Raw genomic sequence first — 14217 nt, 5'->3', positions numbered from 1 at the left:
GGTGTACTGATTTATAAATCCGAACAAATTACACTGAACAATGAAATAAAATTAAAGCTTGATGTTTAGATGAGAACCTTGTTACAGTTGCTTTACAAACTGTTTCGGTGTAAGACCTGTTTCTTTTTTGAAGTAAGTGTTAAAAACGGTTTTAGAATTAAACCCACAATCATAAGCCATTCCCAAGAGTGTGAAATTGGCATTTTTCGGGTCTTGAACCCTAATTTTAAAGGCCTCAATGCGATAAGCATTTATAAACTCGTTAAAGCTCTTTCCAATATTATCGTTTAACAGCCAGGAAAGTTGATTGGGATGTATTTGTATCTGATCAGCCAGAGATCTCAAGGTAAGACTTGGGTCAAGGTATGGTTCTTCCTTTTGAACAAACTCCAGTAAATTCACTTTGTACTTGTTGGAAGTCTCTTGATCTAACAAAGGTTTCTTTCGTGTCTTAACCACTCTATTGCCCCCTGTTGGGAAAAGCACCTTATGAAAGTCTTTATAGCGAGGGTCAGACTTTATCGGATTGATGATTGGATCAGAATATCTTAATAGCAAAAGTGATGCTTTTGTCTTTATTCCAGAGCTTATCCAATCGAATGCATTTTCCATATCACCTGTGGCAGCGTATATCATAAACAAAAATGAATCGGCGGTAAATCCATCAGCAGATTTCGCCTTTTCCCTTAGAATATCGATGTACTTTGATCTATTCTCTGCATCCCCCTTCATCGCATATCCAAGACCAATAGCACCTAATCTCTCCCCTTCTGCCACCTCTACTTCCAAATCGTCAAAGTATTGAATAACTTCATCATATTGCCCCATTTTTAATAAGCACGTACATTTGACAGCATGTGATGGAAGGTTTTTTGGATTCACCTCTAAAGTCTCATTCAATTTTTTCAGAGCGCTAGAATAATTCTCCGTCATGTAATCGAAGTAAGCACTAAAAAACAAGGTTTCTTGAGACAACGGATCAATTCCTAATGCAATGTCTAAATGTTCTTTTGCCTTTTCCTTATTTCCAGCTAAAACATGCAAGAACGACAAGAATTGTTGGGCTTCGACATAATTGGGCTTCAGCTGAATCGATTTGCTTGCATGCAAGAAAGATTCTTCAAAACTGCAGTCTGTAAAAAACGCACTATTTGCCTTTTGGTAATAAATCTCAGGATTGTTTGGATCTAGTGCAAATGCTTGATCAACCAGTTTACTGGTTTTACCCCAAGCTTCCATGAATGGCATGAGTCCTGTCATTGCCATAAAACTATAAACGTCACTCAATCCAATAATTGACTCGACATGTTTTGGGTCCAAGTGAAGAGCTTTTAGGTAATAATCCTCTGCAATTTTTACATCGTCAGGATTCCATTTCCCCTTATGGAACTTCGCCATTAAGGAATACTCATAGGCATTGATGTCATTCGTTTGCTTCTTTACCAGATGATCTTCTAACTCAAAGTGGCCAAAATTCTCTCTTATTTTATCGGCAATCAGCAAGCTGATTTCATCTTGAATTTCAAAGATATTTTGTAGCTCTCTATCCCATGTTTCTGACCAGAAATGAAAATCTCCCTCAGCCTGAATTAGCTGAGCTGTTATGCGTATCATTTTACCGGCGAGTCTTACACTTCCTTCCAAAACTATGGAAACATTCAATTTGTTTGCTATTTCAGCAATAGGAATTTCTTTGTTTTTAAAATGGAAAGAAGATGTTCTGGAGGTAACTTTAAGCTTGCCGATCTTAGCCAGTGCATTAATAATCTCCTCGGTTATTCCATCACAAAAATACTCGTTCTCAACATCAGAACTCATATTCTTAAAAGGTAATACTGCTATGGAAATATTTTTTGACAAAACGTACCCAAAGTTAATCTAAATATCTATGTTCCGAAATAAAAGACTGTAAAAATAAATAACTGCTTTAACCAATATCTATTTTTTCTATGGTCTTGAGTTCATTATAAGCGGTATAGGCAACGTAGAACATCATTATCAAGACAAAACCGCCGGCTAAAAGAGCTCCTGCAAAACAAGCGCCAATAAATAAAATAGGAGCACCTATAATGTTAGTGGCAGAAGTTGTGATATTATTACACCCTATGAAATATTTTTCAAAAAAAATAAGCTTGCTTGTTAGGATTTTCATTTGTGATACCGCTGCAAAAAAACATGCATAGCTTGTTGCCTTAGGTCCTCTGGGCAATCAGTCTTTTCTTCACTTTTGGGTTCGCAATTATAGATTGCTGGAAATCTTCAAAATCCTTATAATTATTCGGTGAATCTTTAATTTGTTCATAAAGGAATGACTTGTCTGTTTGGGGATAAATTATAATCGTTTCGCCAAACCTTAAATCAAAAAGTTTCATATTAATTAGCAAAGTAGAAAAACCATCTGGACTTGCGGAAAACACCCAGTCAAATTCATTGTTTGACACTTTAAACATTCCTTGAGCTGTTAAATAGGGATAATTTCGAGAATCAACCATCGTATTTTCTACTGCATCTTTGTCATTTGTTAAAATCATCAAAGTCAGTTTATCGATTATCTTTTCACTTTCGGGAGTTTCATATTCTCCAATTCTAACACCTTTAAAAACTGCAGTGTCTATTGCTATGGAAAACGGAATACTGGAAACAGCATAATCATATTCAGCTACTGGGAATGGCGATTTGTTTAAAGGATAACTCTGAAAAATTTCAGAATAGGTATTATATGTTTCAATGTCTTGACTCAATAACACCAAATCCCATTTGGTACTGTCGAGATGTTCATTGGCTCTAATACTTAATTTTTCAATATTCCATTCATTTACTTCACTATTCTTATCAAGTGAATTGAGTTTTTCTTTCTCCTCACAAGAAGATAAAAAAAGTCCAAACAGTATTGTGATCAGTATCTTTTGCGTCATTTTCAAATGTTTGCTAAGGTTGGGAAGCTTTCTGGTTATTTAATTTTATCCTAAATTAATAATTTTCTAAATCACTTGTTTGAAACATTAATGAGGATTGCAGAAGATTCCCCTTAGTTTTTTTTAGGCTTGAAATCCACCACTAGAGACAGAGTTCAATATAAGCACAATAAAATCAGGGTTTAATTGAGTTTATTGATGCTTGATTGTTGGCGGTAGTTTTCATTTTGATATCAATCCATATTTATTGATTTTATGCCCCATTCATTTTCAAATTCAGCAACACTTATTAAAATTCCGTTTAATTGATCAATATTGACTGGTTGATCGCCAAGACTTCCATATGAATCACACCAATGAGCTTCATCAAATTTGATTCTATTCGAATTTTCAAATACTTCTAACTGACGTTTAATGTAATTGTCTTCTCCTATTTCTAAGTACCAAGTTGACTTTCCCCAGTCTTCATCAAATGTAATTTCGTCCCATTGTATTTTTAGGTATTTCATATTATTTTCGTATCAATTTCGACAATGTCATTTGATGATTCATTTAACTTATTTATTTCCTTTTGAGCTTTGTCCGCAGTCAGCTTGTAGTCCATCTTGATATAATTTTGAACATCTAAAAGAGTCTCAAAACCGACAGAAGCCATATAATCATCATATTCATCTTGAATTTCTCTCCAGTCCGAGTATTGCTTACGACTCAATAGTATTTTGTCGCTCCGTAGAAATATGAGATTGAATTTTTTCATTGCAATTACACCCAACGTTTAGTATAAGAGCAGTATCCCTTTAGGCTGCTATGATTTCATATACATTGTTGTAGGTTGCCTATTTTTTATCCATTTATAGGTTTCCAAATAATTTAAATATTTCAAATTCATATTTATCGTACATCTTTTTTGTCCAGTTCTTAACGTCAAATTCTGTTTCAAAATCAACTCCTAATAGTTTAATAAATGGAATAGATAGTTTCAGTTTCATTTGAACATCATCAGTATTTTGTATTTCGTTTAACTTTTCAGTTAAGTCATTGTTTTGTTCAATTGTTGTAGTTCCAACCCATTCCATTAACTCTTTTATAATTAATGAACTTTGTTTATCGGTTGTCTCTCGAATTACCTTTTCTAGTTCGGTTTGATGTTTTATGATTTCAGAAGTGTCAGATTTAATATCTACTAACAATTCTTTGATTTCAGAATTATCAACATTTAGACTAAAATCGTATTTAAAAAAGAATGTATTTTCGTAGATACCTTTAAAATTAAGTTTCTCACATTTTGAAATAGCAACACCTGGATTATCCAAAATTTTATTTATCAGTTGTGGAATTGTATTTGCATCTCTATTTTGCATTTCAAATCTCAAAAAAATAAAAGTTTCATTTGAGATATTCAATAATTCAATTTTATTCAACATGGAAGTCTCTACTGTTGAAATCAAAAATGCTGGCGTAATTAAAGCTGGTCTTGATTCACTAAAACCAAGGTTTTCAACACCAAAAATATTACCCAAACTCATCAAATTAGAGTCACTATGAAAAGTTTCACTTGTTAACACATCAACATCTTGATTACGGAAATTATAACTATAACTATTTAGTATTCGTGACATTCCGCTTTCGTGATAATCCGAAGAATAATTATGAGGTTCATTAAAATCAAAATCAGCATATTCCAAAATATATAGATAATAGTTAGAAGATGAATTAAACAAATTTTTAGGTAAATTTTCATTTCCAATTTTAGCAATGCTAGAAATCATTAATCCCATATTTTTTATTTTGAGTTTTTTTTTGGTTACCTACAACAACTGCCTATAAACACTACACATATAACGCCTATATCTTTTCCACCAAATATAACATTAATTTCATTTGAAAAAGCAACTACAACAAGCATTTGCAATTGATCATAGAAGGAGTACACAATTTTAATCAATCCAATAGCCGTAAAATTACACGTATAATAATCGCATAACTCTACCCGTTAAACTCAAAACCGAGGCCCTATTCTCCATCTCGACGAAAATTTCAGACTATATAACATGGTGTTCAGCGGGCTCCATTGAGCTTGTCGAAATAGTTCTATTGAGCTTGTCGAAATATTGGCCAACTTAGCGAAGCGATCTCACAACCGCAGGGCGTAATCGGCACGCCGAAGACTTAGTTATTGTAGGGCGTTTTTTATTTTGTTTTTCTCTTCGTTAGTTATGTTTTCCCATGTTACTTTTTCATCAATCAACAATTCTAAGTTCAATCCTGATTTAACAATGTCCTTTATATGAAAGAACCAATCAGATACATTCCATTCTCTAAATGGCGTGGACTTAAAGGCTATTTGATTTTCATCCCAATATACTCCTGCCGCTTCTCGATAAACGTATTGGTAAGTTGGACTACCTTGACCAATTAATTTTAAGAGTAGCTCATTTTGGTCATTGACGACTATTTTATTAATGACTTCATTTTTCATTTCATTTCTGGAATTTTCAATTTCAAAAAATTCTTCTTCATCAACTCAGTCTGCGAAATCTCAATAGTTTGTTCTTCTCGTCCGTCAGCCTTCCAATGTGTCACAGCGTTGACTGTAAATTCAAGAGTATCATTCATTCTTGGTGGCGAAAAAGCTTTCTCGAAGTCAGTCCAAATAGTTGTTTCTAATTTCTCCAATTTGGTCAAGTCGCAGTTTTGATTATTAAAGTGGTCTGGTAGCCAATCCAAGTAGTCATTTAATAACTGTCTGCTCTCTTTGGAGTCAACTTTTTCTGGTTGAATAGTCTTATTTATAAAGTCAAATGTTGTCTTAGTTTCAAGTCCGAGGTTGTACAAGTCAATCAAAACATTAACAGCTAGACGTCCACTTTTCATATAGTCTATGCTAATGAAAGAGTGAGTGAAATTGTGAATTGCCGATTTATAATTCTTGTACTTCATTGTCTTTTTTCAAATGCCCTAGAACATTCGGCGCTTGGAACCGTACGGACCATTTACCCAACTTCGTTCTCTAAGATAAAATTGTTTTTCTACTTTTAAATTATCAGTCGAAGCCGAGAACCCGTATGGTTTTAAGCGCATGTTATAGGTATTTATCGTTTAGTTTCATTACGTATTTTATCCAATACAAAATCCAAAATTACATCTTTCTTTAATAGAAACTCTTCTTTGGTTGGTGTTACCATATATTGAGGAATTATACCTATCTCCTTTTCCATATTCTCAACATCAACTTGATATGTGTCTTGAGCTACAACCAATACTAATTCCGTATGTTTCAGTCGAAACCTTTTTTGTGCGCCATTACAGGTATACGTTGAGCCCGATTCTTCACCAACGAAGACCCCAAGTCTATGATAATCAATCAATGCGCAGAAGTGCCCTGTTGTTGAAGCATCCCCCCCATTGATTAAAATGTAGGGGGCATTTGAAAAACTTGAAAATTTAACTGAATCTGGACGAGGTTGGCTTCTAAACCATGAATAACTTTCTGAATAATAATTGATCGGTTTTTCGGAAATGTGATTAATTAAATAGGATGCACAATGAGGATCACCGCCACCGTTGTCTCTGACATCTATTATTAGATTTTCGATTTTTTGAGTATTAATTTGTTGAAAGCAACTATCTACAAAATTTTTGAAATATTGAAGCTCATTATTATAAAAATGAAATGATTTGATTGTTATTATTGCTGTATTTAAATCCCGATTAATAGAAAATTGCAGCTGATTTTCTTTATGCTTTGCTGCCAATTTTTCTTCAGAAGAATACTGATCTTCAACATTTAATACTGTTGTTATTACAGAGTCGTCATCCGGAGCCATATATTGGATGGCATATTTGTTAGCGACTCCATAAGCCCCTAAATACCCATAATCAAAGTTTGCCATTAATTTTCTTTTTTTACGTGAAGCATTATTCCCATCTGCAGAAACGCCATTCCACAATGTTTCTTTGATTGTTTCAACTGGAACATCGTTTATTTTTAGAATCCTTGAGCCAACAGAAATGGTGTTGTTTCCTTTATAATTTTCCATCACGAATAAGTCGTTTTCAAAAAAAGATAAATCAAGAGGGAGTTTAAATAAATGGTCTGGCAAAGAATCCGGTCGATTATCATAAAGTGTTGTATGAACACATCCAACTTTCGCAACTATTGGTTGTGCTAATCGATGGAAATCAGTTGTTTTCATTGAATCCGTAATTTTTGATTCTTGAATTTCTATCAAATTAATAAATGATTCTTCTGAAACGAATTCATACAATTGAGGATGAGTTTTTAAATTGTCAACGAGTTGTTTTAAATCTGAAACTAATTCTTCTCTTGAATAGACTTTTGAATAATCATTGGTATAAATGGGTTTCTCTCCTTTTGAAAGAATTTTGCCGTTAATATCTAAAAATTGAATTGAAAAATCATCAAAATACACTGTTCCTTTGGTTTTCCAAACACCAGCCAAAGCAGTTAATTTAATCGCTCCTAAAGGAACTAAATAGTCTATTGTGTGCATTGTCCAGCGTGAGTTTCTTGTGGAGTCTGATGTCATTTGATCCCTCCCAATATGTCGATCGAATTCATCCATACATTTAAAACCCAGAATACTCATTATTTCTTCCCCCTCCATTCCAACCAAATTTTCATTTTTCACCCATCCCTTAAACTTTATGGTATGCGCTGCTTTGGGAATGTATATATCATCTGAATTGAATACTGACCACTCAAAATTATTTGAATGTAATTTCATTGCAAATTGTCCAGAGTGAACTACTTTTTTTTGCCGAACAGCTAAGTTTAAATTCCATGTCTCCTCAGCTTCGAATCCTGGATTAGTTAGTAAATTTGGACTCTGAGCATTTAAATTAATAACGAATAACAGACAAAACTGGGCAAGTAGTATATTTTTCATCAAGGTAACTTTTATATGGAGTTAGAATCATAACTTGAGAATTGTAAGTTTTTCCCATTTGATAAAACCAAAATTAACTAAATACATTATGAGTTTATGTTAATCTGAGTTAATTACTATTGCTTATAACTTAATAGCGTTTTATCAGTTGTTTTTTTTCAATAGTTAAAGATAATCGTAAAAAGTCAATAGTCAACCCGACAGTCGATTAATTGACGAGCAGAAAATAATTGATAAAATGGAGTTCGACTATGCCCCACTATGGGTAAAATATAATATCGCTTTGATTGGATATTTCCTTCATTTTTGCAAATTCTACCCAAAGGTTTTACTCGAATAAGGAATTTTGGAATATAAGGTAGTAGCTGGAAAAAGGTAATTTGATCAATCAGCATATTTCTAAAAACTGAAAGTCAAATTTTTAGAAATACAATCACAAGTTTTCTTATTGAATCCCCATAGTTTTTTTAAGCTTCGAACCAGCCACCTATGGCAGAGTTCAACACCAAGCACAATGAGCTCAAGCTTACTTGACCTCATTGATGCTTAATTGTTGGCAAACGTTATTTTAAGTAAGATACAATTCTGAACTTTTTCTGTTCAAAAAAATGATGATTTTCTTGGTCGTATTCAATTTCTTTTAATTTCGTTTTCTTTTTTCTTTCAAATTCTCGAATACTTATTTTTCGTTTTTCTATGGTCAAAGATGTTTTATTAACACGATTAACTGTATCGATGATATAATCCACAAAACATTCTCCAGCATTTAACTGAGGCATTGCACCTTGTTGACCAGCTTTTAATTCAATTATTAGAGCAAACAATTGACCATTTAATTCAGAAAAGATAATATAATCACATCTTTTTTTTACTCCCTTGGTATTACTGAAAAATGGAAAGAAACCACCATTAAATGTTTTATCCAATTGAATGTCAAAATTATAAATAAACGATTGACAATTATCAGTTACACAATCAATTGACATATTTGCACTAGTTTCCTCAAGAGTATTGTATTTACTCTTGAAATCCGAATTTAAGACATTATCAATTAAAGCAAGGTTACTCATTCTTAGGAATTCTCTAAAGTCTTTCGATTTTCATTTTGAAGAGCATAAAATAATTCTTCCGAAATTTCATTTAACTCATCAATTGTATTGTCTATTGTCTCAACATCGAATCCAGATTTAGATATTGGAATTTTTGACACAGTTACATTTCTTGATGTGGAATTTTTGAAATTGAAAAGATAAGCTCCTACTGTATTAAAGTCTAAGAAATATTCTTTGGAATATGTGAAAGAATTAATTGTTATTGGTTCTGTTCTTTTTAGTGATGAAGCCATAATTAGGTTATTTAATTCTCTAATTATATAATCACTATGAGTACTAATAATTAACCTAAATCCTTGATTTATGAGTCTTGCGAATACTCGAGCTAAATAAACTTGATTATTTGGGTGTAAATTTAATTCAGGTTCATCAATAATTATTAGTTCATTTTTTGTTGCGATATATTTTAGATAAAATATAAGACTTGATAAAGTCTTAACTATTGATGCCGTTAAATGAATTGGGATTTTTTTTCTTTTCGCTTTATTGGAAGAGAATTGGACATCTCCATCTTTTGTTATTATGACTTTACCATTTAATAATTCATTTTCTATTTCTTCTGCAAAAGAATAAAACTCTGATTTTGTTTTGGAATAATTATTAAGGTCTTCTGCAACTTCTAAACCATCCCTAATTGGCATTGGATAACGAGTAGATTTTTTTAGAAACCAATGGAAAGGGTCTCTGTTATTTTTTTTTGAACCTAATGCCTGAGCTCTTTCTAGAAACTCTTGTTTTTGAATTGATAATTCTTTGCTAAAAGTATAAATAGAATTTCGTTCTACTGGTAATATATAACTAGATGTAAATGGGTAAAACGCAATAAGTGAAAAAAGCTTCGATGTTAAAAATAATTCAAGAATTTCAATACTATTTTTAGACACTACAGTGTCCTTTAATTTTAAATTTATTACTCTACTGTTTACTTCTTTTAAAATTTCTATATTAATATCATTTATCTTAAGTTCATTGCTAAAATTCATTTTAAGAATATTGATATCAAATTCTTTCTTGGTTTCAGATACAGAAATTGAAAAGTCTTTAAATAAATTACTAGCAATATCTTCTGAGATTCCATAAATACTCCCTAGAGAATTATTGAGACTTTTTATTTCTTCTTTTCTATAATTCCATATTGAATCCGTTATTAATTCAAAATTGGCTTCTTGATTTTTAATTAAGTCTTGAACAAAAATACTTTCTTGACTTTTGAAATATTTCATTCCTGATTTTGTTAGAGCATATGCCATATAAGCAGCATAGGTTTTCCCTGAATTATTTGGACCACAAAAAACGGTAAGTCTTTTACTTAAATCAAAATGAGCACTCTTAATAGCGCCTAGATTTTTTATATCTATTTCCATAATTCAAATATAGTAATATTCATTTTAACTACAGGTTTTTTTTAATGTTTGCCAACTGTCCAAGCTACGTATTGTCGCTATTTATATTTTTAATATAGTCTAAAGTAGTCATTTTATTTTAATCAAAATGTTCATTTTAAAAGTTTTATTGGCGATGATACTTAGCGGGTGTTATCGGAAGTAAATTCATTTACGGAGTAGAATTCTCGGAAATATACAAGACTAACTATTTTATTTCATTATAGAATTAAGCTTGGTAACTTGGTTGCCATAGTGAAAAAGGTAATTTGATCAATCAGCAAATTTCTAAAAACAGAAAGGCAAATTTTTAGAAATTCAATCATACCTTTTGGTATTGAATCTCTATGGTTTTTTTTAGGCTTCAAACCCGCCACCAAAGGCAGAGTTCAAAACCAAGCACAAAGAACTCAAGCCTTACTTGACCTCATTGATGCTTAATTGTTGGCATTTCGTTATTTTTTATTCTTTTTAATTGACTGTTTCACAAGACTTAAAATATATTCCAAATCATCATCCGAGTTGATTTGTAGTTCGTAATCTCCATTACCCCAGTGTCCCGTTGTCGAAACGTCTCTCATTAAGTTTTTCGGGTCATCAAGTTCGCCAATATTCATATTCAGCCACATTTTTAATGCTTTTCGTTGCGGGTGAATGTCTATTACATTACGACCTGAAACAAAGGCTATATATTTCTTTTTAGGTTTTACTTCAATATTGTCGAAATTCAGAATTGCACTTTTGAGTTTTTCATAAAGTTCCTTGATTTCTTCTGATACATTGTCTAAATGTTCTTGCTCAGAATAAACCTTTATTTCTTTGGCAACATTGTCAATTGTGTTATCTGTCTTGGATATAGTCTTTATGCTTTCTTGGGCACCTGCCCTTTGAATTTGGTCAAAAGAAACTGTATCGTTTTCAAACCGTTTTACTTCCCATAATTCGATTGGTAAGTCTTTGAAGTTTATGGCTTCTCTTTGGTAATTGGTAAATGCCGGGGAAACGAATAAAACTCTGGATTGTGACCAATCAACGTCATTTCGTTTTAATGTCTTTTCCAAATTTTCGTTGAATTCAAGAATGAAATCTGCCTTGTTGTTTAGCATTAAAGACAAGTAGGCATATCCTTGGTCGATTACGCTAAAGTTTTTGTCTCGTTTATATTCTATGATTACAAAAGCGTTTGCTTCTTTATCGAATGCCAATGTGTCAATTCTGAAATTATTGAGTGCAAATTCAGATTTTACAAAGTCAAGTCCGAAAACTGCTTTCAAGTTATACTCTGTTAAGTCTTGAATCTCTTTCTCTAATCTGAAAGGCTTTTCTTTTATATATTCCAGTTGTTGTTTTATTTTGAATAATGCCATTATATTATTTTTCTGATTCTCTTTATTTGCATGGTTTACCGAAAGCACCAGCAAAGGCAAGTTCAGCTTGTTCTCTTATAAGTTCATTGCTATTTCTCATATTATGTACAATGACAGTCCAACTCCAATCTCTGTATCGTGGGTCATTTATGTTGATTCCGTTTACACCATCTTCTATTTTCAAGCATACGGTGTAATTAGGTTCTCTCGATTTTCTATTTTGGTTATAGGTGTCATTAGCTAAATGGCTTGAAATTCTTTTTCTCGTTGAATAGGAGTGACCACGGTAAATAGCTGTCTGGTTCTTATGTTTAAAACTGCACTCATTATCGTTAAATTTAGTATCAGCCAGAATTATGTAAAATCCTGGGCTGGCATAAATTTGATTAATGTCCTCTTCTGATTTAATCGAAGTGACTTCAATATCTTTATGGTCACATTCGTAATCAAAGTTCTTAAAATAATCTATTAAGTCATTCTTAATGTTTTCAGTAACATTATTCAGCTCAGATTTATATTTTTCGATTCGTTCTTTCAAGTTCTGTTTCATGAATGCCAACGGTTCGGCTATGATTTCGGCGTGGAATTATCCTGCGGATAATTCCACAGTAGAAATCAAGCTAATTATTATTAATGTTCTTTGTTTTAGTACTATCGCCACGATGAATTTTAGCCTTTATTGTATGCCGTTTTTTTAATTCGGTTTGTAATGAGTCAATCGTTTTTTTCAACGCGTTTATTTCAGTTTGTTGCTTGTCAATTTCTCTTTCTTTTTTATAATTTAAATAAGTAAACACACTACCATAAATAACACCAATTCCACCAATGATTGAGAATATTATTTTAACATTTTTTTCGGCTTTAGTTCTGCTATTTGCCTTATTAACAGATTTTTCAAATGATGAATAAGAACCGTATTTTTCATAAACTTGTTGTCCGTCATATTTTATCATTACGGAATATTTGCTGCGATTTTTTGGTAAAACCCAATCACGTTCAAGCATTTCGTCAACAATTGATTCGATTAGATTTCTGTCAGTTATTCCAAATTCACGTTCGCACCAAGTCGGAATTATCCAAAAAGAATCTGGATTATCGTAAATCTGTTTTAAAATCTTATCAAATAGTTCAGTTCGGTTCATTTTTCAAATGGCATATAACAGGCGGCTATTCGTATTACGCATATCCCCCCTATTTTTCATCTCTCAAATATAACATTAATTTCATGTGACATCATCAAATACGCCCACTATTCCAGACTTTTACAGGTTATTTTTCTTAAACATGCATCAATCTCATAGTCGTATAATTATACGAATAATATACGCATAACTCTACCCGTAAAACTCAAAACCGAGGCCGTATGCTACACCCTGACGAAATTTAGCACTAATACTGATATGGATTTCACATGGAATTGATTGAAACATCGCTATTTCGCATTAGGGATTACTCATTATTCCTAAAATATAAATTTTGTACTCGTGAATGCTTTGCAATTTACCAAGATGAATCGTTTGGGTTTTCTACCCATTTTTTAAAAGATAGATGATTCGGATTTAGTTGTAAATTCTTCAAGAAACCTCATACCTCTGTAGGAGTTTCCTTTTTTATTTAATTTAGGACTCCAAACAGCAATGGCAAATTGGCTGGGATGAACCGCTACAATTCCACCTCCTACTCCACTTTTTCCCGGAAGTCCAACCTTGAAGGTAAACTCTCCTGATTCATCATAAAAGCCACAACTTTGCATGAGGGCATTGATTCTTTTGGTCTGACTTCGTGTAAGAATTTGTTTACGATCATCTACAGTGTAGCCGTCATTGGCCAAAAACAGAAATAAGTTGGAGAGGTCTTCACAATTCATTTCAAGCGAACAAAGCGTAAAATAGAAGTCAAGAACATCTGCAGATTTGTTTTCAATGTTCCCAAATGATTTTATCAAATTACAAAGCGCTGCATTTCGATAGCCCACTTCTTTTTCCGAAGCCGCGATTTTATTCGAATAACCAATGTTTTTATTATTTGAAAGGTTTTTTACAAAATCTAAAAAATCCTTTTTAGGGTCTTTCAAATTGCTCAGCAGAATATCCGCAACTACAATCGCTCCGGCATTAATGAATGGATTTCTTGGAATTCCATTTTCTACTTCAAGTTGAATGAGAGAGTTAAAGGAAAATCCGGAAGCTTCCACTCCGACTCTCTTCCACAGCTCTTCTCCAAGTGTACGATAGGCCATAACTAGGGAAAGTACTTTCACAATACTTTGAATTGAAAACTTATCCTGATAATTTCCAGCTCCAAAATTCAAATTGTCTAATGTTGAAATATGTACTCCAAAAGAAGTTGAGTCTACATTTTCGAGCTCAGGAATATAGGACGCTAAATTTCCTTTATCCTCTATATCTTTGATTTTAAGGTATAAATCTTGAACTATTTCTTTTATATCCACATTTCTGTTTTTAATCGTGAGTATCCCTTAAAATAACGAAATCACATTAATCTTTATAAATCATCAATTGTTATTCGCA

General features: G+C 32.4%; 15 protein-coding genes. All 15 read right to left on the bottom strand.

Translation table 11 applies throughout. The annotated features are described in order from the left end of the window. Positions 1-81 precede the first annotated feature (81 nt). The 15 genes from C6368_RS04945 to C6368_RS04875 all read right to left on the bottom strand — a co-directional run bounded on the left by C6368_RS04945 (position 82) and on the right by C6368_RS04875 (position 14138). Entirely contained in the window at positions 82-1860 is a 1779-nt protein-coding gene (locus C6368_RS04945) for a helix-turn-helix domain-containing protein (RefSeq protein WP_234369089.1), read from the bottom strand. Between the two features lie 67 nt (positions 1861-1927). Then, positions 1928-2152: a hypothetical protein gene (locus C6368_RS04940; RefSeq protein WP_107038081.1), complete on the bottom strand. Its 225-nt coding sequence runs from the start codon at positions 2150-2152 to the stop codon at positions 1928-1930. A 40-nt stretch (positions 2153-2192) separates the two neighbouring features. After that, positions 2193-2915 (bottom strand): hypothetical protein, encoded by a 723-nt coding sequence (locus C6368_RS04935; RefSeq protein ID WP_107038080.1) that lies wholly within the window; start codon positions 2913-2915, stop codon positions 2193-2195. A gap of 233 nt (positions 2916-3148) precedes the next feature. Further along, positions 3149-3424: a hypothetical protein gene (locus C6368_RS04930; protein ID WP_107038079.1), complete on the bottom strand. Its 276-nt coding sequence runs from the start codon at positions 3422-3424 to the stop codon at positions 3149-3151. After that, positions 3421-3627 carry a hypothetical protein gene (locus C6368_RS04925; protein WP_159038439.1) on the bottom strand — a complete coding sequence of 69 codons (207 nt, stop codon included), beginning with the start codon at positions 3625-3627 and terminating at the stop codon, positions 3421-3423. Before C6368_RS04925 ends, C6368_RS04930 begins: the two co-directional genes overlap by 4 nt. Before the next feature lie 139 nt (positions 3628-3766). Continuing rightward, positions 3767-4693: a hypothetical protein gene (locus tag C6368_RS04920; RefSeq protein WP_107038077.1), complete on the bottom strand. Its 927-nt coding sequence runs from the start codon at positions 4691-4693 to the stop codon at positions 3767-3769. A 395-nt stretch (positions 4694-5088) separates the two neighbouring features. After that, a complete protein-coding gene (locus C6368_RS04915) occupies positions 5089-5394 on the bottom strand; it encodes a hypothetical protein (RefSeq protein WP_107038076.1) in 306 nt (101 codons plus the stop codon). Then, positions 5391-5855, bottom strand: a complete 465-nt coding sequence (locus C6368_RS04910; protein WP_107038075.1) for a hypothetical protein — start codon at positions 5853-5855, stop codon at positions 5391-5393. Before C6368_RS04910 ends, C6368_RS04915 begins: the two co-directional genes overlap by 4 nt. Positions 5856-6007: 152 nt before the next feature. Continuing rightward, on the bottom strand, positions 6008-7825 hold the full coding sequence (locus C6368_RS04905; RefSeq protein ID WP_107038074.1) for a S41 family peptidase: 1818 nt from the start codon (positions 7823-7825) through the stop codon (positions 6008-6010). A gap of 563 nt (positions 7826-8388) precedes the next feature. Then, positions 8389-8895 carry a hypothetical protein gene (locus C6368_RS04900; RefSeq protein ID WP_107038073.1) on the bottom strand — a complete coding sequence of 169 codons (507 nt, stop codon included), beginning with the start codon at positions 8893-8895 and terminating at the stop codon, positions 8389-8391. Positions 8896-8897: 2 nt separating this feature from the next. Beyond that, the gene (locus C6368_RS04895) at positions 8898-10301 is read right to left on the bottom strand and encodes an AAA family ATPase (RefSeq protein ID WP_107038072.1); all 1404 of its coding nucleotides are present in this window, start codon (positions 10299-10301) and stop codon (positions 8898-8900) included. A gap of 473 nt (positions 10302-10774) precedes the next feature. Next, a complete protein-coding gene (locus tag C6368_RS04890) occupies positions 10775-11686 on the bottom strand; it encodes a DUF5655 domain-containing protein (RefSeq protein WP_107038272.1) in 912 nt (303 codons plus the stop codon). Between the two features lie 22 nt (positions 11687-11708). Continuing rightward, positions 11709-12236, bottom strand: coding sequence for a hypothetical protein (locus C6368_RS04885; RefSeq protein WP_107038071.1), 528 nt, complete (start codon positions 12234-12236; stop codon positions 11709-11711). A 70-nt stretch (positions 12237-12306) separates the two neighbouring features. Beyond that, complete coding sequence (locus C6368_RS04880) at positions 12307-12828, bottom strand: hypothetical protein (RefSeq protein WP_107038070.1); 522 nt, start codon at positions 12826-12828, stop codon at positions 12307-12309. Positions 12829-13223: 395 nt separating this feature from the next. Further along, entirely contained in the window at positions 13224-14138 is a 915-nt protein-coding gene (locus tag C6368_RS04875) for a glutaminase (protein ID WP_107038069.1), read from the bottom strand. Between the last annotated feature and the right edge of the window lie 79 nt (positions 14139-14217).

Source organism: Brumimicrobium mesophilum, assembly GCF_003025005.1.
GTDB classification, from domain to species: Bacteria; Bacteroidota; Bacteroidia; order Flavobacteriales_D; family Crocinitomicaceae; genus Brumimicrobium; species Brumimicrobium mesophilum.
Note: the sequence above shows the minus strand (reverse complement) of the source record. Positions and strands in the feature narration are given on the sequence as shown.